The sequence below is a fragment of the Amycolatopsis sp. PS_44_ISF1 genome (genome assembly GCF_032335455.1).
Classification (GTDB): Bacteria; Actinomycetota; Actinomycetes; order Mycobacteriales; family Pseudonocardiaceae; genus Amycolatopsis.
In genome coordinates this window covers 628,994-650,562 of record NZ_JANUXO010000001.1, presented here as the reverse complement: position 1 = coordinate 650,562, position 21,569 = coordinate 628,994, and the positions used below count along the sequence as shown (strand labels likewise).

The window sequence follows — 21,569 nt, the reverse complement described above, 5'->3', positions numbered from 1 at the left end:
CTGTGAAGCAGGTAGTGCAGAACTACAAGAGCGGGGAGCTGGCCCTCCTCGACGTCCCGGTGCCCGCGTGCAAGCCGGGCGGCGTGCTCGTGCGCACGAGGTACTCGCTCATCTCCACCGGCACCGAGCTGATGAAGGTGTCCGAGGCGAGCATGTCCCTGCTGGGCAAGGCGCGCTCGCGGCCGGACCAGGTGGCGAAGGTGATGCAGAGCGTCGCGGCCAACGGCGTCGGCGCGACCTACCGCAAGGTGACCAGCAAGCTCGACTCGTTCACCCCGCTCGGTTACTCGCTCTGCGGCGTGGTCGAGGCGGTCGGCGCCGGGACGGAAGACGTCTCGGTCGGCGACCTCGTGGCGTGCGCGGGCAACGAGCACGCGCTGCACGCGGAGCTGAACTGGGTGCCGAAGAACCTGTACGCGAAGGTGCCCGCCGGGCTGTCCGCGCGGGCCGCGGCGTTCGGCACGGTCGGCTCGATCGCCCTGCAGGGCGTCCGCCGCGGTGAACCGCAACTCGGCGACCTGGCCCTGGTGATCGGGCTCGGGCTGATCGGGCAGCTGGTGGTGCAGCTCCTGGTGGCCTCGGGCGCCCGGGTGGTCGGCGTCGATCCGGACCCGTCCCGGTGCGCGCTGGCCGAGCGGCTCGGCGCGCTGGCCTGCGGCCACCCGGGGTCCGGGCTGATCGGCAACGCCGTGGCCGAGCTGTCCGGCGGCCACGGCGTGGATCAGGTCTACCTGGCCGCGGGCGGCAGCACGAACGACCCGGTGGAGTTGGCCGCGAAGCTCGCGCGCGACCGCGGGCGGGTGGTCGACATCGGCAAGATCTCGCTGAACCTGCCGTGGAACGCCTACTACGAGAAGGAGCTGGACGTCCGGTTCTCGCGCTCGTACGGGCCCGGCCGGTACGACCCGGAGTACGAGCTGGAAGGGCGCGACTACCCGATCGGCTACGTGCGCTGGACCGAGCGGCGCAACATCGAGTGCTTCCTCGACCTGGCGGCGCGCGGCCGGCTGGACGTGGAACCGCTGGTCAGCCACGTGGCCGACTTCGGCTCGGCGGTCGAGACGTACCGGTCGCTCAACGACGGCGAGCTGAAGGCGGTCGCGGTGCTGTTCCGCTACCCCGGCGGGCAACCGTCCGAAGTGGACGCCGAGGTCTCGTCGGTGGAGCTGCCCGCGGCTCCGGCCACCAGGGCCACCCCGCGCAGCGGCGGGCTGCGGGCCGGGTTCGTCGGCGCCGGGAACTACGCGTCTTCGATGCTGCTGCCGCACCTGGCCGGGCACAGCGCGGTCGACCTGCTCGAAGTGGTCACCACCTCGGCCCTCTCGGGCGCGAACGCCCAGCGCAAGTTCGGTTTCGCCCGCGCGACGACCGATCTGGACGCGCTGCTGGAGAACGACTCCGTCGACACGCTGTTCATCGTCACCCGGCACAGTTCGCACGCCGAGCTGACCCGGCGGGCGCTGCTGGCGGGCAAGGCGGTGTTCGTGGAGAAGCCGCTGGCCCTGTCGGAGAAGGAGCTGCGCGGGATCGTCGAGGCGATCGGGGAATCGGGCAACAACCGGCTGCAGGTCGGCTTCAACCGCCGGTTCGCGCCGCTGCTGAACGAGGCCCGGGCGCGGTTCGGCCCGCGGGTCGGCCCGGCCTCGGTGCGGTACCTGGTGAACGCGGGCCGGCTGGAGCCCGGAAGCTGGTACAATCAGGCCGGCACCGAGGGCACCCGGTTCGCCGGCGAGGGCGGGCACTTCATCGACACGGTCAGCTGGTTCCTCGGCTGCGAACCGGTTTCGGTCTACGCCACCGCCACCCCGGGCCACCACGACCTGCAGGTGCTCCTGCGGTACGCCGACGGCTCGACCGCCTCGATCAGCTACGTCACCAGTGGCTCCACCTCGTTCCAGAAGGAGACGCTGGAGGTGCTGGCCGACGGCCGGGTGCTGAAGTTCGACGACTTCGCCCGCGCCTCGGTGTACGGCAGGAAGCGCTGGTCCAGCTCCCGCATCCCGAAGGGCCGGGACAAGGGCCAGCGCGCCGAGATCGAGGCGTTCGTGACCGCGCTGACCACCGGTGTCGCCATGCCGATCAGCCTCGCGTCACTGGTGTCGACCACCCTGGCGACCCTGGCCGTGAACCGCAGCCTCGAGACCGGTGCCCCGGTGCGGCTGGCGCCCGCGGCGGTGCTCGGGTGATGGATCCCGCCTGGTACCTGCGAAGACTGTCCGCGATGGGCCCGGCCGAGATCGCCGGCCGGGCCACCGACGCGGTGCGCAAGCAGCAGTGGCGCGGCGTCGCGCGGCAGAAGGCGACCTGGCTGCCGCACCGCGCGTTCGCGCCGTTCGACCCGGCCGCCGGGCTCGCCGGGGTCTCCGGCCCGGCCCGCCGCGAACTGCTGGCCACGGCCGAGCGGCTGATGGACGGCCGCGCCGAGTACTTCGGCGTCGAGCGCGCCGACCTCGTCGCGCCGGACTGGGCCTTCGACCCGAAGACCGGCCGGCGCGCGCCGGGTGAGACCTACTCGTTCGACATCGCCTACCGCAGCGAAGACACCGTCGGCGACATCAAGCAGATCTGGGAGCCCTCGCGCCACCAGCACCTCACCGTGCTGGCCGCCGCGTACGCGCTGACCGGCGAGGACCGCTACGCCCACCGCGTGGCCGACCACCTGAAGTCCTGGTGGGCGGCCAACCCGCCGATGCGCGGGGTGCACTGGCTGAGCGGGATCGAGCTGGGCCTGCGGCTGCTGTCCTGGGTGTGGGTGCGGCGGCTGCTCGACGGCTGGGCCGGCGCCCCCGGCCTGTTCGAGGACAATCCCGAGGCGCTGCACCAGATCTGGCACCACCAGCGCTGGCTCGCCGCCTTCCCCAGCCGCGGCTCCTCGGCCAACAACCACGTGCTCGCCGAGTCCGCCGGGCAGCTCGCGGCCGCCTGCGCGTTCGGCTGGTTCCCGGAGTCCGCCGGCTGGCGCGACGCGGCCCTGCGCTCGTTCGACACCCAGCTGCGGGCCAACACGTTCGCCTCCGGGCTCAACCGCGAGCTGGCCACCGAGTACCACGGGCTGGTGCTGGAACTGGGCCTGGCCGCCGCGGCCGAGGCCGGTGACCTGGTGCCCGAGCCGACCTGGCTGGTGCTGCGCGGGATGACCGACGCACTGGCGTCCATTGTGGACGTCAAACTCCGGCCGCCGCGGCAGGGCGACGCCGACGACGGTCACGGTCTTGTCGTCGACGGGGCCGGGGTGAACCGCTGGGCCTCCCTGCTCGCCACGGGCGAGGCGTTGTTCGGCCGCTGCGACTGGTGGCCCGAGGGGCCGGGCGGCGACGTGCGGACCGCGGTGCTCTCCGCCCTGGCCGAGGTGCCTGCGCTGGCGGCGCGGCGCCCGCCGCGACGCCCGGACGACCTGGTCGACGCCGGCCTGACCATCCTGCGCACCCCGGCGGGCGAGCCGGGGGAGATCTGGTGCCGCTGTGACAGCGGACCGCACGGCTTCCTCGCCATCGCCGCCCACGCGCACGCCGACGCCCTGTCGCTGGAGGTGCGTCACGACGGCGTCGACCTCCTCGCCGACCCCGGCACCTACTGCTACCACGGTGAGCCGGAGTGGCGCGCGTACTTCCGCTCCACGCTGGGCCACAACACGCTGGAACTCGGCGGCACGGACCAGTCGGGCTCCGGCGGGCCGTTCCTCTGGACCCGGCACGCGCGGACCCGGACCCTGGCCGTGGGGCCGGTGCGCTGGCGCGCGGAGCACGACGGGTACGCCCCGGCCGTGCACCGCCGTCGCGCGGAGCTCAACGGCCGCACGCTGACCGTGGTCGACGAGGTGGAGGCCGAAGCGCCGCTGCCGGCCCGGCTCGCCTTCCACCTCGGGCCGCTGGTCGAGGTGGGGCTGGACGGCGCCGTGGCCGAGCTGTCCTGGCCGGGGCACACGGCCACCCTGGAACTGCCGCCCGCGCTCGACTGGACCGCGCACCGCGGGGAGACCAGCCCGCCGCTCGGCTGGTACTCGGCCGGCTTCGGCCGTCGTGAACCGGCGACCACCCTGGTGGGCCGCGGTTTCACCGGCCCCGAACCGCTGACCACCGTGCTCCGCCTCCCCTGACCGCTTCGCCGAGAGGAACACCGTGCGACTGACCAGCAGGCTGGCTCTGCTCCTGGGCGCGCTGGGCCCGCTGGTCCTGGCCGGGTGCTCCGGCCCGCCCGCTCCGGACCCGGCGTCGAGCCAGGTCGCCGAGACCTCGAAAGCGCCGTCCGGGCCGGTGGCCGCGGTGTGCGACCGGATGCCGCCCGGACCCGCCACCGCCCCGGCGGGCGCGGTGAGCGTGGACCCGGCGGTGCCCGACGACCTCGCGACCAAGACCAAGGACGCCCCGGCCGGCACCACGTTCTGGCTCGGACCCGGCTCCCACCACCTCGGTGACGACCGGTTCGACCAGGTGCGGCCGAAGGACGGCGACGTCTACCTCGGCGCGCCCGGCGCCGTGCTCGACGGGCGGCGGCTCAACCAGTACGCGTTCACCGGGCCCGCGAAGGGGGTCAAGATCGAGTCGCTGACCGTGCAGGGCTTCGTCGCGCCGCGCGACGAAGGGGTGGTCAACCACGACTCCGGCGACGGCTGGGTGATCCGGCACAGCACCGTCCAGGACAACGACGGCGCCGGGCTGATGGCCGGGGCGAAGCAGCAGGTGCTGGACAGCTGCCTGCGCCGCAACGGGCAGTACGGCATGAACGCGTTCTCCGGCCAGGGTGACCTCGCCGGGCTGGTGGTGCGCGGCAACGAGATCACCGGCAACAACACCGGTGACTGGGAGGCCAAGGTCGACGGCTGCGGCTGCACCGGCGGGATCAAGTTCTGGGCGGTCGACGGCGCGGACGTGACCGGCAACTGGGTGCACGACAACCGCGGCACCGGGCTGTGGGCCGACACCGACGACAACGACTTCCTGATCGAGGGCAACCTGATCGAGGGCAACGACAGCTCCGCGATCACCTACGAGACCAGCTACAACGCCGTGATCCGGAACAACACCCTGCGCCGCAACAACCTGGTCGACGGGCACAAGTACGCCGACCGCGGCGACACCTTCCCGGTGGCCACGGTCTACGTCTCCGAGTCCGGCGGCGAGCCCCGGGTCCGGGCGCGGACCTCGAAGCTGGAGATCTACGGCAACGTGTTCGAGGACAACTGGAACGGCATCACCCTGTGGGAGAACGCGGACCGGTTCTGCAACAGCCCGGCCAACACCTCCAGCGGCGTCTGCACGAAGCTCGTGCCCGACGTGGCCAAGTGCGCCGCGCCGGCGATCGCGCAGAAGCCGCTGTACGACGACTGCCGCTGGAAGACACAGCGCGTCGACGTGCACAACAACCGCTTCGTGCTCGACCCGGCGGCGATCGGCTGCCAGGAGACCTGCGCGCGGATGGGCCTGCTGTCGAACTTCGGCACCTACCCGGACTGGTCGCCGTACCGGGGCGACGCGGTGCAGAACGCGATCACCCACGGCCAGGGCAACACCTGGCACGACAACGCCTACATCGGACCGTGGACCTTCATCGCCGTGGACCAGAGCCACATCCTCGGCATCGGGGAGTGGGAGGGCGCGCCGTACGACCAGGACGCCCGCACCACCTACCAGCGCGGCGGGGGTGGCTGACTTGGCGCTGCTGAACACGATCCGGCGACCCACCCCCGCGGAGACGGGCGAGCCGACGCCGAAGCTCGCCGGCGTCTCGTGGGAGCTGCTGATCCTCAACACCCTGGGCTCCACCGGCGCGCAGACGGTGGTCCCGCTGCCGCGCTCGGTGATCCAGCTCGTCACCATGGGCGCGCTGATGACCGCGTTCGCGCTGGCCCTGGTGCTCAACCCGCGGCTGAAGGTGCGGCCCAGCGCGTACCTGATGCTGCTCAGCCTGCTGCTGGTGACCAGCGTCGTGGCCAGCCTGGACCTGCAGAGCGGGCTCGGGGCGCTGTTCCGCTGCTTCCGGTTCGGCCTGTTCGTGGTGACGCTGTGGCTGCTCACGCCGTGGTGGACCGGGTCGTTCACCTTCGTCCGCCGGCACATCCGGATGTTCGGCGCGGTGCTGGTCTCGGTCGCGCTCGGGCTGGCGGTGGCGCCGGGCAAGGCGATGCCCGAGTCCTACGGCGGCCGGCTCGCGGGCGTGGTCTGGCCGCTGACCCCGCCGCAGGTCGGGCAGTACGCGGCGGTGATCGCGGGCCTGGCGGCGCTGATGTGGCTCGGGCAGCGCCTGGCCCGCCGGCCGGCGCTGCTGGTGATCGTGCCCTGCCTCGCGCTGCTGCTGCTGTCGCACACGCGCACGGCGACGCTCGGACTGGCCGCCGGGCTGGTGGTCGCGCTGCTCTCGCTCGCGTTGACCAGCGCCCGCGCCCGCAAGGTGTTCACCACGCTCGTGGTGCTCGGCGGGCTCTCGGCGGTGGTGTTCGGCGGGCTGCTGGAGACGTGGTTCCTGCGCGGGCAGAGCGAGGAGAACTTCTCCAGCCTCACCGGCCGCGCGAAGGTGTGGGACGCGCTGCTTTCGGCCCCGCGCACGGTCAACGAGTACCTCTTCGGCGTGGGGCTGACCGACAAGTCCTACGACGGGCTGCCGATCGACAACAGCTGGCTCGCCGTCTACCACGAGCAGGGTTTCGTGGGGGTCGCGCTGGTCGCGTCCTTCCTGCTGGTGCTGATCGCGGTGGCGGTGCTGCGGCCGCCGTCGCTGGCCCGCGCCTGCGCCATCTTCCTGATCACCTACTGCGTCTCCGCGTCCTACACCGAAGCCGGGCTCGGCGACGCTTCGCCGTACCTGCTGCACCTGGCGCTGGCCGCGACGCTGCTGGCCCAGGGCGGCGGACGGGTGCGCGAGGACGAATTCATCCCGGAAGGCCGTCCCGAATGAGGGTGCTCGTCGTCCACAACCGCTACCGCTCGGAGCAGCCGAGCGGGGAGAACAACGTCGTCGACGCCGAGGTGGCGCTGCTGCGGGAGGGCGGCGTGCCGGTCGGCCGGTTCGAGCGCCGGAGTGACGACATCGCGCAGATGTCCTTGCCGCACCGGGCTTCGGTGCCGTTGCGGGTGCCGTGGAACCGGGCCGCGCGGGTGGCCTTGGCCGCGCGGCTGCGGGCCGAGCGGCCGGACGTGGTGCACGTCCACAACACGTTCCCGCTGCTTTCGCCCTCGGTGCTGGCGGCGTGCGCCCACGCGCGGGTGCCGGTGGTGGCGACGCTGCACAACTACGGCCAGGTCTGCCCGCCCGGCACGCTCTACCGCGAGGGCCGGGTGTGCACGGACTGCGTCGGCCGCGCGCCGGTGCCCGCGGTGCGCCACGGGTGCTACCGCGGGTCGGCCGCGGCGACGCTGCCGGTGGCGGTGAACCTGACCGTGAACCGGCACCGCTGGCAGACCGGGGTCACCCGCTTCTTCTGCATCTCCGAGGCCCAGCGGCGGCTGCTGGTCGGCGCCGGAATGCCCGCGGCTCGGCTGGTGGTGAAGCACAACTTCGTGGCCGACCCGGGCGTGCGCCGCACCGGCGGCGGCGAGCACGTGCTGTTCCTCGGCCGGCTGACCGAGGAGAAGGGCGTACCGCTGCTGATGGCGGCCTGGGACCGGCTGGCCGGTTCGCTGGGCCGGCCGCTGGTGATCGCCGGCACCGGACCGCTGGCCGAGGCCGTGGCCGCCTGGGCCGCGAGCCGCGACGACGTGTCGTACGTCGGGCTCCGGAGCGCCGCGGAGTGCCGTGACCTGACGTCGCGGGCGGCGGTGATGGTGGCGCCGTCGGCCTGGCTGGAGGCGTTCGGCCTGGTGGTGGTGGAGGCGATGGCCGCGGGGGTGCCGACGGTCGCGCCCGCGCACGGAGCGTTCGAGGAGCTGATCTCCGACGGCGTCACCGGCCTGCTCCACGAGCCCGGATCGGCGTCTTCGCTGGCGGGCGCGCTGCTCGACGCCGTCGCGGACCCGTCGCGGAATCTCCGGATGGGCGAGGCCGCCCGGGACCGGTACGAGGCGGACTTCACCCCGGAGACGGGCCTGCGGCGGCTGGTGTCGGGCTACGAGGCGGCGATCGAGGCGTACGGTTCGGCTCGATGACTGCTCCCGTGTTGCCGGCCTCGGTGCGCCCGCCTTCGCTGGTCCTCGCCGGGCTGGGCCTGGTGGTGCTGGTGGGGCTGGGCGTGCGGTTCGCGGGCCATTCGGCGCCGAGCGCCTTCGACGCGGGCCTGCTGCCGGGCCCGGACGGCTTGCCCGACCCGTGGTGGTACTTGGCCACGGCCATCGACTTCTGCGGTGAGCCGGTGGGCTCGGTCCTCCTGGTCGCGCTGTTCGTCGGCGGCGCCCTGCTGGCGGGCCGCCGGCGCACGGCGGTGCTGACGGTGGTGGGCAGCGGCGTCACGGTGGCGCTGACTTCGCTGGCGAAGCCGCTGACCGGCCGGACGATCCACGGCAGCTTCCTGTCCTACCCGAGCGGCCACACGGCGTTCGCCACGGCTCTGGCGCTGGTCGGTGCTCTGGTGCTGGTGGACCGGCTCCGCCTGGGCCGTCCGGCTGGGGTGGCGTTGCTGCTGGGTTCGGCTTCGGTGGCCGGCTTCCTGATGGCGTGGGCGGAAGTCGGCCTCGGCGCGCACTACCCGAGCGACACGATCGGCGGCTTCGCCACGGCTCTGGCCGTGGTACCGACGGCGGCGTGGGCAGTGGACCGGGTGGCGGCGCGGCGCCAGGTGGTGTCCTCGGAGTAGGGATTTGCCGATGGCTCCGACCGCCCACACCGGCTTCGAGAACGCGGTCCTCGAAGCCGGCCCACCAGGACAGCAGTTCGGCCGGAGCCCTCCGGCCACCGTGGCCTGGACTCCCTCAGGCGCGCCGCCGGAAGACCGGTTTCACCGGCCGCCCGCCCAGCCAGGGGGAGGGGTCGCCCGCGTCGAGGGCCTTCCGGTAGACCAGGCAGGCCGCAGCCACCGCGTCCCAGGTCCGGTTCAGGTCCGCGTCCGTCAGCGCGGCGCTCACCACGAACGAGGGCCCCAGCACCCCGCCGGTCACGAGCTGGCGCAGGAACAACGTCCGGTACTCCTGGGAAGGCCGGCCGGAAGCGTCCAGCGTGCCGAAGACCAGGTTGCTGTCGCGCCCGCGCACCACCACGTGCTCGGCCACCCCGTGGCTCCCGGCGATCTCGCGCACACCGGCGGCCAGGCGGGCGCCGATCGCGTGCAGGCGGTCGGTGATCGCTTCGGACTCGTACACGTCCATCACGGCCATCGCGGCGGCCAAGGAATGCGTCTCCGCGCCGTGGGTGGTGGAAAGCAGGAACACCCGGTCACGCTCCGAGCGCAGGCCGCCCAGCTCCATCAGCTCGCGCCGGCCCGCCAGCGCCGAGACCGCGAAGCCGTTGCCCAGCGCCTTGCCGAACGTCGAGAGGTCCGGCGTGACCCCGTACAACCCCTGGGCGCCGTGCTCGGAGAAGCGGAAGCCGGTGATCATCTCGTCGAACACCAGCAGCGCGCCGTGGCGGTGGGCCAGCTCGCGCAGGTCGGCCAGGTAGCCCTCGGGCGGGTCGGCCTGCGTGGCCGCCTCCAGGATCAGGCAGGCGATCCGGCCCTCGTGCTCCCGCAGCAGTTCCTCGGTGGCCGCCAGATCGCCGTACGGGAAGCGCACGGTCAGGTCCGCGACCGCCTGCGGCACGCCGGCCGCCATCGCCGTGGTGCCGATGAACCAGTCGTCGGTGGAGAAGAACGCGTGGTCGGCGCACAGGGCGACCAGCGGGCGCCCGGTGGCGGCGCGGGCCAGGCGCACGGCGGCGGTGGTCGCGTCGGAGCCGTTCTTGGTGAACTTCACCATGTCCGCGGTCGGCACGGTGGCCAGGAACCGCTCGGCCGCCTCGGCCTCCACCAGGGACGGACGGGAGAAGTTGCTGCCCCGGCCGATCTCCCGGGTGACGGCCTCGGTCACCCGCGGGTGCGCGTGGCCGAGGCTCACCGAGCGCAGCCCGGAGCCGTACTCGACGTAGGAATTCCCGTCCACGTCCCAGACGCGCGCGCCCAGCCCGTGCGAGATCACCGGCGCCAGGTCCTGCGGGTACTGGTCCGAGCCCTTGGCGTAGGTGTGCGCGCCGCCGGGGATCACCCGGTGCAGCCGCTCGTTCGCGGCCCGGGAGGCAGGCAGTTCCATCTTCGTCACCTCCGGGTTTCCAGCGCCTCGGCCAGGGAGCCCGCGGCCGAGTCCCGTGCGGAGACCAGCGCGGGCGGCAGGGGCCACGGGATGGCGAGTTCGGGATCGTCGTGGGCGATGGCGACGTCTTCGTCCGGGTCGTGCGCGCGGTCGATCCGGTAGGAGACGTCGGCGACCTCGGACAGCGCCTGGAAGCCGTGCGCGCAGCCGGCCGGGATGTACACGCTTTCCTGGGTCTCACCGGAGAGCCGGAAGATCTCGCGGTTGCGGAAGGTCGGCGAACCCGGCCGCAGGTCCACCACCACGTCGAAGACCTCGCCGAACGAGCAGCGCACGAGCTTCGCCTCACCGGCGCCCGAGCGCAGGTGCATCCCGCGCAGCACCCCGCGGTGCGAGCGCGAAACGCTGTCCTGCGCGAAGGCGGCCGGATCGATGCCCACCGACTTGGCCACGTCCGCGTCGAACGTGCGCGAGAAGAAGCCGCGGTCGTCGCGGTGGGGGGTGGGCTGGAACAGGTACGCGCCCGCGATGGACGGCACGGCAACGGCTTTCATCGGACCTCCGAAGCGGGGAACAGCGAAGCGGACAACGCGGCGAACTGGTGCTTGAGCCGCTGCTCGTTCTCCTCGTTGCGTTCGGCCAGCGTCTCGCGAAGCTGCGGCCCACGTCGTTCCAGCTCCTCGAACTGCGTGATCAGCCGTGCGACGTCGACCGCGCGGGCCTGCTGGCAGAACCCGCCCAACCCCATCCCGGCCATCAGCACGTCGTTCTTCCTCGCGTACCCGATGGCCAGCGTCGGCTTCCCGAGCTTCAGCGCGCACAGCACGTTGTGGTACCGCGTGGCGACCACCGTGCCGACGGCGGCCATCTCGGTCATCAGCTCCTCCAGCGTGGCCGAGGGGGCGGCGGTGACCAGCGGCGACGCCACGGCCGCGCGGATCTCGTCGGTCACCTCGGTGTCGATCCGGTCGCCGATGAACAGCCGCACCGGCCGGCCCAGCTCCACCAGGTGCCGCACGAACCGGGTCATGGCGTCCACATAGGACCGGTAGATCCGGTCGCCTTCGGCCCGGTCGTCGTCACTGCCGGAGTAGGCCATCACCCCGACCCCGACCGTGCGCGGGTCCTCGGGCACGGCCGGCACCGGCAGAGAGAAGGCCAGGTCCGGGTACACCGCATCGCCCGGCACCGCCACCCCCATCTCAGCCATGGCCGTGCGGGAAAGCTCGTCGCGGTAGGAGCGGTACGCCGCCAGCCGAGCCGCCTGCCGGAGCAGGAACCGGGTGGCCGGTACGGTGATCCGGTCGGCCCCGACACCGACCAGCGCCACCTTGGTGCCGAGCACCCGCCCGGCCACGCTGAGCAGGCACAGTGCGTACGGAAAACCCCAGGGCCGCAACGGAAGCGTCGCTTCGAGCACTCCCATGCCGGGCACGAGCACCACGTCCTGGCGCCGCACCCACGCGGCCGTGCGGCCGATGTCGATCAGCTTCCCGAGGGCCTTCAACACCACCGCCCGCGGGCTCGAAGCGGTCCGGTACTCGTCGACGTACCAGTTCAGCCGGGTCGCCTCGATGCCGTAGCGGGCGGAAACCACCGCGGGCCCGCCGCAGAACGCGGACACGGTCGCGTCCGGGTGCTCGGCGCGCAGGTAGCCGAGCACCGCCTCCAGCGAACCGTCGTTGCCGAGGTTGCCCGAGCCGAGCAGCCCGAACACCCCGACCCGGGCGGTCACGAGAGGCGTCCCGCGCGCCCGGCGACCACCTGGTCCACGGTCAGCGAAAGCTCGTCCGCGGTCACCGGCGCGCGGTCCTCCACGCGCTCGCCGGCCGAGCCCGGCCGCGCCCGGCTGGAGAACCACTGCGCCAGCGCGAGGTAGCAGGCCCGCCGCTCGCGCGAGGACAGCGGCGCGGTGCGGATGCCGTGCACGTAACCCCAGACGTACTCGGCCAGCAGCCGGGCGGTCGGGTTGGTGACCGGGTTGGCGCGCTTCGGATCGAGGTTCGCGCACCGCGCGCGCTTGCCCGGGTTCGCGCGCTCGGCCCGGTCCGGGTGGTCGCGGCGGAAGTACAGCAGCTCCGGGACCTGGTGGAACGGCCCGTGCAGCGCCAGCTCGGCCACGTAGGTGCGATCGGCGTGGTGGTAGCTGCCCATCGGGGTCACGCGGCGCAGCACGTCGGTGCGCACGACCCCGTAGAAGTCGTCGCCGCCGGGCTCGAACAGCAGGCTCTTGAACCGGACCGAAGCCCGCGCCGAGTCGGTCTCGTGCCGGTAGTCCAGCGGCACGGTGACGACGCCGTGGCCGTCGATGATGGCCTGCCACGAGTGCGCGAGCACGATCTCGGGCCGCTCGTCGAGCGCCTCGACGCAGCGGCGCAGCAGTTCGCGGCCGTACAGGTCGTCGTGGGAAGCCCACTTGAACAGCTCGCCGCGCGCCATCTCCAGCAGCACGTTGTGGTTCGGCGTGGCCCCGACATTGCTGGTCTGGCGCCGGTAACGGATGCGCGTGTCCTTCTGCGCGTACTGACGGCAGATCTCCTCGGTGCCGTCGGTGGAGGCGTTGTCGGAGATGATCAGCTCGAAGTCCTCGTAGGTCTGCCCGAGCAGCGCGTCGAGCGCTTCGCCCAGGAACTCCTCGCCGTTGTACACGGGCAGGCCGATGGTCAGCCGGGGGACGGTCCTCATCGTGTTCTCATTTCCTCGTGACCGGCGGATTCGACGGATGACTCGGCCGGTGGCGCCTTACGCGGAGCCGGAGCATCGGGCGCCGCGAAGTAGTCGCGCAGCGCGAAGTGCAGTTGCACCCACCACACGCCCGAGCCGACGAGCGTGGCTGTCGCGACACCCCAAGCGGAGCCGAGCGCGCCGCCCATCGCGGCGCCGGTAAGGCCGAAGATGACGTACATGGCCGAAGCGATCAGCTGCGAGCGAAGGCTCCTTCGCGCGACGCCGAGCGCGCGCAGCCCGGCCGCTGCTCCCGTGGTGAAGCTGGCGCCGACCACGGCGAGCGTGACCGGCAGGATCAGCGTGGACGAGGTGTCCCACAGCGTGCCGAGCACGAACCGGCCGGCGCGGTCGGGCACCAGCAGCAGCAGGGCCAGCCCCCAGGCCAGCGCGGCCGCCGCCTGCGCGCCGCCGAGGACCAGGCAGAAGGATCGCAGCCGGTGCGGCGACCGTTGCAGCACCCGCGCGCCCTCGGCCACGGTGACCAGCGAGAGCCCCATCAACAGCGCCAGGAAGGGCCCGAGCAGCTGTTCCGCGCCGCGCACCGTGCCGACCGCGGCGAGCCCGGCGATCGCGCCCAGACCGTACGCGCGAAGCTGCGAGGCCCCGCTGTTGCTCACGTTCTCGACCAGGTAGCGCACGCCCAGCTCACGGTGGTCGCGCAGCCAGTGGCGCACCGCGCCCAGGTTCGGCAGCACGCTCGTCTGCACCCAGCCGTACAGGGCGGCGACGCCCGCGGAGGCGCCCCAGGCGAGCAGGAAGCCGACCACGGTGCCGTGCCGCGCGGCCAGCACCATCGCCGGGAACAGCGCGACCCCCCAGATCGCGTCGTTCAGGAACGCCTTCTGCCCGGCGCCCGCGGCGAAGAAGCCGAACCGCCACGCGTCCTGCAGCAGCAGCGCGGGCAGCACCACGCCGAGCGCGACGAACGCCCCGCCGACCGGTCCGCCCACCAGGAGTCCGAAAAGGACACTCAGGGCGCCGGCGACCACCCCGGCCGCCAGCGCGGTGCCCGCGGCCCGGCCCAGTGCGGCGCGCCACCTCGGCCGCGAGACCCCGGAGAACCGCACCATCAGCGGGTCCGTGGCCAGCCCGCGCGAGACGTTGAGGATCACCCCGTAGGTCACCCAGGCGATGCTGAACACCCCGAAGGCGGTCGCGCCCAGCGAGCGGGCGACGTACAAGCCGACGACGAAGTTGGTCAGGCTGGACACGGCCTGATCGCCCAGACCCCAGCTGAGCCGTCCGGCCATCGAGCGGGCGGCCCGCGACCGCAGGAGCGAAGGCACCGTCCTCACTCCTTGAGCAGGCCGGCGGCCTGCAGGGCCCGCGCGGCGCCGTCCACCGCGTCGAACGGCAGACCGGCGCGCTCGGCGATGTCGAGCAGGGTCGCGGTGCCGTCGGAGTAGCTGAGCACCCAGAGCATGGCGAGTTGCGCGTCCTTGGCGTCGCTGCGTCCGCCGAGCGAGTCGTACAGCCCGCGCTTGCCGAGCTGCGGTTCGCCGTACGGGCTGAGGTTGACGAAGCGGCGGTTGCGGTCGAGCACGGAGAACGCGGTGCGCAGCGTGTCCAGCGTGTCCTCCATCGACTCCGGCGAAACGAATCCCGGGTTGTCCGCGGAGGTGTGGTACTCCGGGTAACCCGCGTACGGCGTCCTCGTCAGCGAGCCGACGCCGAGGTTGAAGCCGGGCGAGCAGAACTGCCGCTCGTCGTAGCCGTAGGGGGAGAACTCGCGGATCTCGTGCGGCTTGCCCTTGAGCACGTGGGCCAGCACGCGGTCGATCTCCGCGTCACCGCGCCGGCTGCGCTTGTAGGTGAGCGAGCCGCGGTCGCCGGCGCAGGCCAGCACGATGCCGTGCTTCACCCGGTCGACGCGCTCGCCGTTGCGGGCCAGCCAGGTGATCGCGCCGATGGTGCCGGGCATGAACAGGAACCGGTAGGTGTGGTGCGGCTGCTCCGCGGCCAGCGCCTGCGCGAGCGCCACGGCCACCGCGATCCCCGCCAGGTTGTCGTTCGCCAGTGACGGGTGGCAGGTGTGGCAGGAGACGATCACCTCGTCGCTCACCCGGCCGGGCACCACGTGCTCGCCGTAGGACAGCGAGCCCTCGGCCAGCGTCGAGTCGATCTTCACCCGGTACTCGCCGTCCGGCAGCGCGTCGAGCACGTCCTGGGCCAGGCAGAAACCCCAGGCCGGCGCGTAGTAGCTGGTCCGGTACGGCACCCACGACGGGGTTTCGGGCAGCGTGTGCAGGTGGCCGCGCAGCTCGGCCAGGCTCATCGTCGCCTCGACCGGCACGCTGTAGCCGACCACGTGCAGGTTCGACTCGCGGAAGTCGATCACCCGGCGCCCGGACGCGTCCGCCACGTAGGCGTCGCGGATGTTCCACTCCTGCGGCACGGTCCAGTCCAGCACCGCGGTGCCGGTGGGCACCTCGTGCCGCTGGAGCGCGAGGTGCTCGCCGACGATGTCGAGCGTCGCGCGCACCCCGTCGCCCGTGATGCTCCGGCAGAGCGGGTACAACCGCTCCACCAGCGCGTGCATCTCCGCCCCGGTCAGCATCAGGTGTGCCGCAGCGTTCGGTCGACCACCCCGGCGGACTGGCGGTCGTTGAGCCGGTTCAGCCGGGTGAAGGTGCGCTCGAACTGCGCCCTGGTCAGGCCGTAGTCGCGGTAGGCGTCGATCAGCTGGAGCGCGCCGTCCTTGACCGACCACTCGCAGTCGAACCCCGGGACCGCCTCGCGGAAGCGGGCGAAGTCCACGCGGTAGGAGCGCGGGTCCGACCCGGCCTCGCCGGTGATCCGCAGCTTCGAGCCCGGCACCGCCTCCACGACCTCCTGCGCGATCTCCGCCACGGTCACGTTGTTGCGCTCGGTGCCGATGTTGAACGCCCGGTTGTGCACCACTTCGCGCGGCGCGGTCAGGGCGGCGGCGAAGGCGTGCGCGATGTCCTTCGCGTGCACCAGCGGACGCCACGGCGTGCCGTCGGAGAGCACCCGAACCTCGCCGGAGAGGAAGGCGTGCGCGGTGAGGTTGTTGAGCACGATGTCGGCGCGCAGCCGCGGCGAGAAGCCGAACGCCGTCGCGTTGCGCATGTACACCGGAGTGAAGCTGTCGTCGGCGAGCTTCGCGACGTCGTCCTCCACCCGCACCTTCGACTCGGCGTACGGCGTCACCGGGCGCAGCGGCGCGTCTTCGTCCACCAGACCGCCGCCGCCCGAAGCGCCGTACACCGAGCAGGTGGACGCGTACAGGTAACGCCCGACGCCGGCCTCCTTCGCCAGCCGCGCGAGCCGCACCGAGGCGTGGTGGTTGATGTCGTAGGTGAGCTCCGGCGCGAGCGAGCCCAGCGGGTCGTTGGACAGCGCGGCCAGGTGGATCACCGCGTCGAACCCTTCGAGCTGCTCGGGCCGCACGTCGCGCAGGTCGACGCGGATCCCGGCCGGGTCGGCGGGCGCCGGGCCCAGCAGGCAGTCCGCGAACAGGCCGGAGTCCAGCCCGGTGACCTCGTGGCCGGCCTCGGCCAGCACCGGCGCCATCACCGTGCCCAGGTAACCCGTGTGCCCGGTCAGCAACACCCGCATGTCTTCTCAGCCCCTCAGATCGAGAACGAGTTTGGTCAGTTCGAACGCCTCCGCGTAGCGCTCCTGGCACTCGATCCCGCGGATCCGGGCGAGGCCGAGGAAGGCTTCGCGGTCGTACCAGGGGCGGTGGCGCTGGGAGGCGTAGTGCTCCTGCAGCAACCGCACCTTCCGCTCGGCCAGCTCGGTGGTCAGCGGCAGGTAGGCCGGCAGCCGGCCCAGGTCGCCGTCCCACTTGACGATCTCGTAGCCCAGCGTCAGGTGGCCGCGCCAGACCGTCGGCACCAGCGTGGCCAGACCGCGGTGGTCCTGGTGCGCGTCGGCCGTCCGCGGCGCGAGGACCAGCCCGGGGTCGGTGCGCCCGCGCAGCTCCTCCAGCGCGTTCTTGGCCTCGTCCCAGTGCGCCGGGAACCGGCCGTCGGGCAGCTTCAGCACGGTGACCTCGAGGTCGGCCCCGGGGCAGAACGCGGCCAGCGCGGCCCGCTCCTCGGCCTCCCGCTCGGTGCCGCCGCCGGAGAGCACCAGTGCGTCGACCCGGAGCCCGGGCCGCTGTTCGCAGATCGACAAGAGCGTGCCGCCGGCGCCGATCGCGATGTCGTCGCAGTGCGCGCCGAGCGCGACGATGCTGTCCAGCCGCTCCGCCGCCAGCCGGATCACGCGCGCACCCGGTCCCGCTGTTTTTGTTCCCACAGCGCCCAAGGCCGGTCTCCGCGGGCGTACGCGTCGTCGAGCGCGTAACGCTCCTTCACCGTGTCGGTCGGCTTCCAGAACCCGCGGTACGGGTACGCCAGCAGCCGTCCGCGCTTCGCGAGCTCACCACAGCCGTCGGCGACCAGGTCGCCGTTCTCCGGGATGTGGTCGAACACGTCCTGGCGCAGCACGAAGTACCCGCCGTTCTCCCACAACGGCATTTCGCTGACCGGGGTGATGGCACCGATCCGGCCGCCTTCATCCAGCTCCACGCAGTGGAACGAGGACTGCGGCGGCACCACCATCATCGACGCGCCGGCGTCGGACTGCTCGAACCGCTCGACCATCCGGTCCAGCGGGGCGTCGGTGAGCACGTCGGCGTAGTTGGCCAGGAACATCTCGTCGCCTTGGAGGTGCTCGCGCACACGGCGCAGGCGCTCGCCGATGGGGGATTCGATGCCGGTCTGCACGAACGAGATGGTCCAGTCGGAGATGTCGGTCGAGAGCAGCTCGGTCCGGCCGCCGCGGAGCACGAAGTCGTTGGACGTCGTCTCCTGGTAGTCGAGGAAGAACTCCTTGATGTGGTGCGCGCCGTAGCCCAGGCACAGGATGAACTCGGTGTGCCCGAAGTGCGCGTAGTAGCGCATCACGTGCCAGATCAGCGGGCGCGGGCCCACCATGGCCATCGGCTTGGGCACGTCGGAGGCCCCGCCGCTGCGCATCCGCATGCCGTACCCGCCGCAGAACAGGACCACCTTCACGAGTTCACCTCGACGATCTCGAGACGGGGGATCGGGAACACCAGCCGGCCGCCCCATTCGTCTACATAGGACAACTGCTCGGTCAGCTCGGCCCGCAGGTTCCACGGCAGCACGAGCACGTAGTCGGGCCGGTCGGCGGCGATGCGGTCCGGCTCCAGCACCGGCACGCGGGTGCCGGGGGTGAAGCGGCCGTGCTTGTACGGGTTGCGGTCCACGGTGTAGGCCAGCAGGTCGGGCCGGATGCCGCAGTGGTTCAGCAGCGTGTTGCCCTTGCCGGGCGCGCCGTAGCCGACCACCGTCTGGCCCGCCTTGGCCGCCTCGACCAGGAATTCCAGCAGGTCGAGGCGCACCCGCTTGACCCGCTCGGCGAACTCGGCGTAACCGGACAGCTCGTGCAGCCCCGCGGCCTTCTCGCGGGCCAGCAGGTCGGCCACGCGGGTGCTCGGCTCGCCCGCGACCTCCGCGGGCCGGGCCCACAGCCGGATCGAGCCGCCGTGCGTCGGCAGCCGTTCGACGTCCACAACGGACAGTCCACCGGTGGCCAGGGCCCGGCGCGCGGACTCGACCGTGTAGTACTGGAAGTGCTCGTGGTAGATCGTGTCGTACTGGTTGTCCTGGATCAGCGTGAGCAGGTGCTGCACCTCGATGCTGACCCAGCCGTCGTCGGCCACCAGTGTGCGCAGGCCGCGGGTGAAGCCGATGACGTCCGGGATGTGCGCGTAGACGTTGTTGGCCGCCACCAGGTTCGCCGGGCCGTGCTCGGCGCGGACCTCGCGCGCCGTCTCCGGGGTGAGGAAGGCCGTTTTGGTCGGCACGCCCTTTTCCCGCGCCGCCTGCCCGACGTTGCGCGAAGGTTCGATGCCCAGGCACGGGATCCCCTGCGCGACAACGTGTTGCAGCAGGTACCCGTCGTTGCTGGCCACCTCGACCACCAGCGAATCCCGGCCGAGGCCCAGCCGCGCGACCGATTCGCCCACGTACGCCCGCGCGTGCTCGACCCAGGAGGTGGAGTAGGAGGAGAAGTACGCGTAGTCGGTGAAGGTGTCCTCGGGGGTGATCAGCGGCGGGATCTGCGCCAGCCAGCACTCGGTGCAGACCCGCAGGTGCAGCGGGTACGTCGGCTCCGGCTCGGCCAGCTCGTCCGCGGTCAGGAACCGCTCGCAGGGCGGGGTCGCCCCGAGATCGACGACACTCGCGAGAGCGGTCGATCCGCAGAGTCGGCATGTGGTCATCAACGGGCTCCTCGGCTCGCGGAGTGCGTGCTAGACACGTCGAGGACCAGCGGATGGTCGTTACAGCGAGCGGCCGGGGGGTGGGTCACCGTGTTCTGAATGAGACCTGGTCAACCGGCCCGCGGCGGCGCGAACCAGCCCCGGGCCGGTGCTTTGCGACGGCCTGGACGCGCGGCTCGCCCAGCGGCCCGAGTGACCTTCTTCTCCCCGCCGGGGGCCCGTGGCCCGTCGAGCGGGCTCATCCTGGTGCAGGCTCCGGCGCCCCGGCTCGATCGGGGAGAAGGGGAGCAGCACCGGCCGGTACCCGAAACCGGCCCGGCCGGCGCCGGCCGGGTCCGAGTGCCGCCGGGCCGTTCGGCTGGGTCAGCCGCGCCGGTGCGGCCCCGGCTTCACGCGATCTTCTCCGCGGCCGGGATCACGTCCGTGGCGAACTTCTCGATCAGGCCCAGGTCCGGCACACCCGGCGCGGCGCCGATCGCGGCGTGAATCCCGAGCCCGTGCAGCCGCTCCAGCTCGCCGACCAGCTCACCGGCCTTCTCGCCCTTCGGGCCGATGTCCAGCACGTGGTAGACGGTTTTGGTGATCTCGTCGTAGTCGCGGCCCTCGTTCTCGCAGTGCTGCTTGAGCACGTCGAGCTTGTGCTCCAGCTCGGGGGAGTTGAACAGGTTGCACGCGTCGCCGTACTTCGCGACGAAGCGGAGCGTCTTCTTCTCCCCGCCGCCGCCGACCATGATCGGCGGGTGCGGCGACTGGAGCGTCTGCGGCACGTTCATCAGCCGCTCGGCGTCGAAGTGCGCGCTGGTGAACGGCGCGTCGCCCTCGCTCCACATCTGCAGGACGTACCGGAGGTTCTCCTCCAGCAGCTCGAACCGCTCCTTGGTGGAGGGGAACGGGAAGCCGAGGCCCCGGGACTCCTGCTCGTTCCAGCCCGCGCCGATGCCGAGGATCGCGCGGCCACCGGAGAGCACGTCGAGCGTGGTGATGGCCTTGGCGAGCAGGCCGGGGTGGCGGTAGATCACGCCGGTGACCACGGTGAGCAGCTTGGCGCGCTCGGTGTGCGCGGCCAGGTAGCCCAGCGTCGTGTACGCCTCGAGCATGTCGTTCTCGACCGGGCCGACGGGGCCGATCTGGAAGAAGTGGTCCATCACGGCGAGGTACTCGAACCCGGCCTGGTCGGCCGCGCGGGCCACGGCGGCGAGGTCGGCGCCGAGCTTCGGGGCCCCGCCGGCCCAGGTGAAGTCGGGGATCTGCAGTCCAAGTTTCATGTCACGAACCGTATACCTGGAGTGACACCAGCTGCCCGGCTCAGAAATCGCGGACGATGGAAACGGTGCCGTGCAAGGGATCGGTCACGTAGACGGTGCGGGTGCGCTGGTCCACGGCCACGGCCCCGGGGTTCACGCCGAGGCTCAGCTCGCCGCTGAGCACCCCGGCCTTCCCGTCCACGCGGCCGAGCCCGTTCGGCCCGCCGTTGGTGTACACGGTTTCCGTGCCCTGGTGCACGGCGAGCGAGGAGGGTTCGCTGCCCAGCCGGACGGTCCTGCTCTGCACCCGGGTGACCGGGTCCACAATGGACATGTTGTGGATCGCCGAATTGGCCACGAACACCGTGCCGCTCGCCTCGTGCACGGCGATCCCGGTGGGGGCGGGGCCGACCCCGGTGCTGGCGGTGAACTTCCCGGAGCCGAGGTCGAACAGCTCGACCGAGTTCGTGTCCGGGCTGGTGCAGTAGGCGATCCGCCGCCCGGGGTCGAGCGCGATCCCGGCCAGCCCCGGTTTCGGCGCGGGCACGATGGCCTGCGTGGAGAGGCTGACCCCGTCGAGCACGGCCAGGGTGCCGGTGCTGCCGCTGACCGCGTAGACCTGGTTGGCCGAGGCGTCCACCGCCACGCTGGACGCCCCGGCGCCCGCGCCGATCACGCTCACCGTGGTGTGGGTCTGCGCGTCGATCACCAGCACGGTGCCGGCCGGCGGGTTGGCCGCGTACACCCGGTCGGTGACCGGGTCCACGGCGAGGTCGCCGGGCGCGCCGCCCACCGGGACCACGGCGATCACCCGCGCGCCGACCGGGTCGAGCACGGCGACCGAGCCGGACGCCGGGAGGGCGACGTAGACCAGCCCCGTGACCGGGTTCACCGCCACGGCCGCGGGCCGGCCCCCGACGTCGACCGCGCGCACCTGCCCGGCCGGGGCGGGCCGGTCCGGCACCGCCCGCGCGGGCCGGTCCAGCACGGCCGTGGCCGCACCCGCCGTGACCAGCGCGAACAGCCCGCGCCGGGTCAGCCGGCCGGCTGCTTTCGGACCTCGCATCGCCCACCTCCGCCGGAGGATGATCAGCTCGACCCTAACCCGCACGGCGATCGGGCGAAGGAACTTCGGATCCCCCGATGGCGTTGATTCCGGTGGGAAACCAGCCCGGAGAGCGGATGGAGGCG

General features: G+C 72.4%; 18 protein-coding genes. 6 read left to right on the top strand and 12 right to left on the bottom strand.

What is annotated here, in order from left to right; all coding sequences use genetic code 11:
- Positions 1-2: 2 nt before the first annotated feature.
- From NYF13_RS02780 to NYF13_RS02755, 6 genes are read left to right on the top strand one after another with little or no spacing between them, the layout of a single operon-like run.
- Complete coding sequence (locus NYF13_RS02780) at positions 3-2,186, top strand: bi-domain-containing oxidoreductase (RefSeq protein WP_315653903.1); 2,184 nt, start codon at positions 3-5, stop codon at positions 2,184-2,186.
- A complete protein-coding gene (locus NYF13_RS02775; protein WP_315653902.1) occupies positions 2,186-4,096 on the top strand; it encodes an alginate lyase family protein in 1,911 nt (636 codons plus the stop codon). The genes NYF13_RS02780 and NYF13_RS02775 overlap by 1 nt, the downstream gene beginning before the upstream one ends.
- 28 nt (positions 4,097-4,124) lie before the next feature.
- Positions 4,125-5,648 carry a right-handed parallel beta-helix repeat-containing protein gene (locus NYF13_RS02770; protein ID WP_396287219.1) on the top strand — a complete coding sequence of 508 codons (1,524 nt, stop codon included), beginning with the start codon at positions 4,125-4,127 and terminating at the stop codon, positions 5,646-5,648.
- Positions 5,649-5,655: 7 nt separating this feature from the next.
- Positions 5,656-6,891, top strand: coding sequence for an O-antigen ligase family protein (locus NYF13_RS02765; RefSeq protein ID WP_396287217.1), 1,236 nt, complete (start codon positions 5,656-5,658; stop codon positions 6,889-6,891).
- Positions 6,888-8,078, top strand: a complete 1,191-nt coding sequence (locus NYF13_RS02760; protein WP_315653900.1) for a glycosyltransferase family 4 protein — start codon at positions 6,888-6,890, stop codon at positions 8,076-8,078. Before NYF13_RS02765 ends, NYF13_RS02760 begins: the two co-directional genes overlap by 4 nt.
- Positions 8,075-8,722 (top strand): phosphatase PAP2 family protein, encoded by a 648-nt coding sequence (locus NYF13_RS02755; RefSeq protein WP_315653899.1) that lies wholly within the window; start codon positions 8,075-8,077, stop codon positions 8,720-8,722. The genes NYF13_RS02760 and NYF13_RS02755 overlap by 4 nt, the downstream gene beginning before the upstream one ends.
- Positions 8,723-8,837: 115 nt before the next feature.
- Here NYF13_RS02755 and NYF13_RS02750 read toward each other — a convergent pair whose 3' ends face one another.
- The 12 genes from NYF13_RS02750 to NYF13_RS02695 form a co-directional block, all read right to left on the bottom strand.
- Positions 8,838-10,148, bottom strand: a complete 1,311-nt coding sequence (locus NYF13_RS02750; protein ID WP_315653898.1) for a glutamate-1-semialdehyde 2,1-aminomutase — start codon at positions 10,146-10,148, stop codon at positions 8,838-8,840.
- A gap of 5 nt (positions 10,149-10,153) precedes the next feature.
- On the bottom strand, positions 10,154-10,702 hold the full coding sequence (locus NYF13_RS02745; RefSeq protein WP_315653897.1) for a dTDP-4-dehydrorhamnose 3,5-epimerase family protein: 549 nt from the start codon (positions 10,700-10,702) through the stop codon (positions 10,154-10,156).
- Positions 10,699-11,883, bottom strand: coding sequence for a polysaccharide pyruvyl transferase family protein (locus NYF13_RS02740; RefSeq protein WP_315653896.1), 1,185 nt, complete (start codon positions 11,881-11,883; stop codon positions 10,699-10,701). Before NYF13_RS02740 ends, NYF13_RS02745 begins: the two co-directional genes overlap by 4 nt.
- Positions 11,880-12,833: a glycosyltransferase family A protein gene (locus NYF13_RS02735; protein ID WP_315653895.1), complete on the bottom strand. Its 954-nt coding sequence runs from the start codon at positions 12,831-12,833 to the stop codon at positions 11,880-11,882. Before NYF13_RS02735 ends, NYF13_RS02740 begins: the two co-directional genes overlap by 4 nt.
- Entirely contained in the window at positions 12,830-14,125 is a 1,296-nt protein-coding gene (locus NYF13_RS02730; protein WP_315657161.1) for a hypothetical protein, read from the bottom strand. The genes NYF13_RS02735 and NYF13_RS02730 overlap by 4 nt, the downstream gene beginning before the upstream one ends.
- Positions 14,126-14,166: 41 nt before the next feature.
- Positions 14,167-15,432 carry a DUF4910 domain-containing protein gene (locus NYF13_RS02725; RefSeq protein ID WP_315653894.1) on the bottom strand — a complete coding sequence of 422 codons (1,266 nt, stop codon included), beginning with the start codon at positions 15,430-15,432 and terminating at the stop codon, positions 14,167-14,169.
- On the bottom strand, positions 15,432-16,454 hold the full coding sequence (locus NYF13_RS02720; protein ID WP_315653893.1) for an SDR family oxidoreductase: 1,023 nt from the start codon (positions 16,452-16,454) through the stop codon (positions 15,432-15,434). The genes NYF13_RS02725 and NYF13_RS02720 overlap by 1 nt, the downstream gene beginning before the upstream one ends.
- 6 nt (positions 16,455-16,460) lie before the next feature.
- Complete coding sequence (locus NYF13_RS02715) at positions 16,461-17,108, bottom strand: PIG-L family deacetylase (protein WP_315653892.1); 648 nt, start codon at positions 17,106-17,108, stop codon at positions 16,461-16,463.
- Positions 17,105-17,902 carry a sugar phosphate nucleotidyltransferase gene (locus NYF13_RS02710; RefSeq protein ID WP_315653891.1) on the bottom strand — a complete coding sequence of 266 codons (798 nt, stop codon included), beginning with the start codon at positions 17,900-17,902 and terminating at the stop codon, positions 17,105-17,107. The genes NYF13_RS02715 and NYF13_RS02710 overlap by 4 nt, the downstream gene beginning before the upstream one ends.
- The gene (locus tag NYF13_RS02705) at positions 17,899-19,134 is read right to left on the bottom strand and encodes a class I SAM-dependent methyltransferase (RefSeq protein WP_315653890.1); all 1,236 of its coding nucleotides are present in this window, start codon (positions 19,132-19,134) and stop codon (positions 17,899-17,901) included. Before NYF13_RS02705 ends, NYF13_RS02710 begins: the two co-directional genes overlap by 4 nt.
- Before the next feature lie 389 nt (positions 19,135-19,523).
- Positions 19,524-20,399 carry an LLM class F420-dependent oxidoreductase gene (locus tag NYF13_RS02700; RefSeq protein WP_315653889.1) on the bottom strand — a complete coding sequence of 292 codons (876 nt, stop codon included), beginning with the start codon at positions 20,397-20,399 and terminating at the stop codon, positions 19,524-19,526.
- 40 nt (positions 20,400-20,439) lie between these two features.
- Positions 20,440-21,444 (bottom strand): YncE family protein, encoded by a 1,005-nt coding sequence (locus NYF13_RS02695; RefSeq protein WP_315653888.1) that lies wholly within the window; start codon positions 21,442-21,444, stop codon positions 20,440-20,442.
- Between the last annotated feature and the right edge of the window lie 125 nt (positions 21,445-21,569).